The organism is Streptomyces sp. NPDC031497 (assembly GCF_055580905.1).
Genome location: NZ_JBVIKO010000065.1, coordinates 1 through 3,344 on the forward strand (window position 1 = coordinate 1; position 3,344 = coordinate 3,344).

At 70.6% G+C, this 3,344-nt stretch carries 4 protein-coding genes; 2 read left to right on the forward strand and 2 right to left on the reverse strand.

Annotation, left to right across the window (positions count from 1 at the left end; all coding sequences use genetic code 11):
• Positions 1-369: 369 nt before the first annotated feature.
• Both ACZ5K7_RS48210 and ACZ5K7_RS48215 read right to left on the reverse strand, forming a co-directional pair.
• Positions 370-561, reverse strand: a complete 192-nt coding sequence (locus ACZ5K7_RS48210) for a hypothetical protein (RefSeq protein WP_468924944.1) — start codon at positions 559-561, stop codon at positions 370-372.
• 203 nt (positions 562-764) lie between these two features.
• Positions 765-1,169 (reverse strand): MerR family transcriptional regulator, encoded by a 405-nt coding sequence (locus ACZ5K7_RS48215; RefSeq protein ID WP_468924946.1) that lies wholly within the window; start codon positions 1,167-1,169, stop codon positions 765-767.
• A gap of 99 nt (positions 1,170-1,268) precedes the next feature.
• Between ACZ5K7_RS48215 and ACZ5K7_RS48220 the strand changes: the two genes are divergently transcribed.
• Positions 1,269-2,057: an amidohydrolase family protein gene (locus tag ACZ5K7_RS48220; RefSeq protein ID WP_468924948.1), complete on the forward strand. Its 789-nt coding sequence runs from the start codon at positions 1,269-1,271 to the stop codon at positions 2,055-2,057.
• Positions 2,058-2,472: 415 nt separating this feature from the next.
• Positions 2,473-3,344: HEAT repeat domain-containing protein (locus ACZ5K7_RS48225; RefSeq protein WP_468924950.1), on the forward strand; the 872-nt coding region annotated here is incomplete at its 3' end.

The window sequence follows — 3,344 nt, forward strand, 5'->3', positions numbered from 1 at the left end:
CCCCCCCCCCCCCCCCCCCCCCCCCCCCCCCCCCCCCCCCCCCCCCCCCCCCCCCCCCCCCCCCCCCCCCCCCCCCCCCCCCCCCCCCCCCCCCGCCGTGCCCCTGGGCGGTACAGGATCCCTGGATCTGCTGATGACGCTCTTTGAAATTGGCTCTGACCGCAGTTCTCGTCGAGTCGCTGTGGATCGATGACGCCGTTCCTCGGCGCATCAGCTCGACCAGTTCGTTGATCTCGACGCAGGCTCCCCGTGCCGGCCCCCACGGACGCCCCGGATGCTTCGCGTTGCCCCCTACCGCAGTCCCCCCACCCCGGTTATGGCGGGGGGGTCCAGCGGTTCCTCCTGTGTCCGGGCCGGCAACGCACGGCGCTAGCCCGCCTGCGGCACACGGCACAGCGCCGTGACCCGGTCCCGGGCCGCGGCGTTCAAGAACACCTCACTGCCGCCCCGTAGAGCCCCGACGACGCCCTGCTGGCCGGCCACTTCGGTAACCGACGACAGCAGACTCCGCACCGTCAGGCCGTAACCGTCCGCGATCCGCCCCAGGAACGACGGTGTCATCTCACCTGCAGGGGGCGCCACCCGAAAGGCGCCCGCAGCCAGCAACAGCTTCCCCGCCCGTCCCGTGGCTGTGACAACTGTCGTGCTTCGGCTCAACAAGTGTGACGGAGCGCTTCAGTTGGCGAGTTGGGCGTTCGACGAGGTGAGCCCGAGTTCTTCACCCAAGGGACGAGAGGGCGGCTGTGGTCCGCACCGGCGAGAACTCAGTGGGGCGAAGGAGTTCGGGCGCCCGGTGTTGGAGCCTGGCCGGCCGTGTTCTCGGTGTTCTCGGTGGCGGCGATCGTCTGGCGCAGCAGGCGGCGGGCGTTGTCCAGCTCGGCGGCGCGCTGGTCGAGGATGTCCAACTGCTCGCGCAGGCTGGTGAGGACTCCGGGGCAGGGGCGCAGCATCGCCGCGTCGTGGGTGCAGGGCAGGACCTGGCGGATGATGCGGGTGGGCAGGCCGACGGCGAGCAGGGCCCGCACGCGGCGTACCGTCTCCACCGTCTGGTCGTCGTATTCGCGGTAGCCGTTGGCGCGGCGCTCGGCATGGATCAGTTCCGTCCGCTCGTAGTAGCGCAGCAGCCGTTCGCTGACTCCGGTTTGGCGTGAGAGCTCCCCGATCAGCACCGATCCGTTCCTTTCGGCTTGACCTTCCAACGGTGTCAGGGAGCAACAGTGCCCTGACCGGCCGAATTCCGGACCGGTCGAGATGGAGGGAACGAATCAGTGATCATCGATGCGCACAGCCACGTCCACGAACCGGTCGAGGCGCACGTGGGACTGCTGAACGAGGCCGGAGTCGACCGCGCCGTCCTGTTCGCCACCCGACCGCACCCGGAGCGGGCCTGCGACCTGGCCGCACTGCGCCGGGAGATGGCCGTCCTGGCGAAGGCGCTCGAAGGCCGGGCCGGCACGGTCGAGGCGTACCGGGGGGCGTGGCGGGAACTGGACGCCGCGCTTGCCGCGCTGCCGGACCGGTTCATCGGCTTCCTGTCGGTGCCGCTGGGTCTGGGGTCGCAGGAGACAGCCGAGATCGTGGAGCAGGAGGTGGTCGGGCGCGGACTGCGCGAGATCGGGGAGCTGACACCGCCGCCGGGAGGGGCAGCGCTGATCGAACCGGTCCTCCAGGCGGCGGCCGACCAGGGGCGGCTGCCCGTGGTCGTGCACGGATCCGCGCCGACCACTGCGGAGGACCTGGCAACGCTGGCCGCGCTGGCCCGCCGGTACCACGACGTTCCGCTGGTGGTCAGCCAGTTGGGAGGACAGCACTGGATGCAGGCCCTCGAACTGGTGCGGGACACTCCGAACATGTACCTGGAGCTGTCCACGGCCAACATCGTCTTCGCGGTCCGGATGGCCATCAAGGAGGTCCCGGACCGGACCCTGTTCGGCTCGGACGCACCCTACGGCGACCCGGTCCTCGCCCGGGCCCTGGTGGAACGGGTCACCAGCCCGGGCGAAGTACGCGATCGGGTCCTCGGCGGGACGATCGCCGAACTGGTCGGACTCGGCTGATACGGGACCGGCCCTCCAGGCGCTTGCCGGACGGACTGAGCACTTCGGTTCGCGAGCCGTGCGTGGGCTGGTCGGGCATCGGTGGAGTCGGTCCGGTGAACCCGCAGGCTCAGCTCGCCAACTCAACCGCTCATCCGCCAACTGAAGCGCTCAGTCACTGTGCCGAAGCACGATAGTTGTCACCACCGGCATCGGCTGGCCTGCGCCTTCAGCAGGACAAAGCATGGTGGCTGTCACCGATGCGGCGCGCTACCTGTCACCAGCGGCCAAGCGAAGCAGGGGCGATGTCACCGCGTTCGGCTTCTGGTGGGCAGGGTGCCGAACGGCGGCCCTTGGCGATCACGGGCCATATTTCGCGCGCCCTACGCGAACCCCGCCCCTACGATCACCTGGTACGACTGCTGGAGGGGCGGGAATGCTTGAGGACACCGAGGACGGGACAGCGGCAGCGACGCGGCTCGCGGGAGGTACGCCGCTTCACAGCACGCTTGATGTCGCCGACCCCGCTGACTGGCTCGCGCTGGACGCAGCAGTGCGTGAGGTGGCCTGGCACCGCCCGGAGGTCCTGCCGGGGCGGGAGCACTTAGCCCCACTGCCCGCCGACCTGACTCAGCTCGGCGAGTCTCGGCTCGCACTCGCCCTCTGCCACCGCGACGGGAGGATCCGCCAGGAGGCGGTGCGTCAGTCGGTCCGATACCCCGGTCTGCTGCCGTTGGTCGTGATCCGCTGCGCCGACTGGGTCGGCCCAGTGCGCCAGCACGCCCGGAAGTTGCTGCGCGAGGCCCTGAACGTGGACTCTGCCCTCGACCTCGCGCCGCTCATCCTCCGCGTCGGCCGCCGCGACAGAGGTGCCTTCGGCGTCGATGTGCTCGGCCAGATCCTGCGACAGGCATCCCACGGGCAGCTCGCTGTTCTCTTCGCTGACCCCGACCGCATCGTCCGGCGGTTCGCGTACCGGCTTGCCATCGAGGGCCAACTGCTCCATCCCGCTGAGCTGGCCCGCGCGGCCGCCGGGGACCAGGACACCGTGGTCCAGGACCTGTGTGCCACAGCGGCGCTCACGGCTCTGGGGGATGAGGATGCCTACGAGGGTGTGCTGCCTCCACTGCTGTCCGCACGCAACCCGCGTACCCGTTCGGCCGGCGTCACCGCGCTGAGACGGGCGGGGCGGGCAGAGCAGGCGGAGCCGTTCCTCAGCGACCGTTCCGCGCTCGTGCGTGCCTGCGCCCGGTATGTCGTACGACAGCAGGGTGTTGACCCGGCGGTTTGGTACCGGGAGCGGTGCAC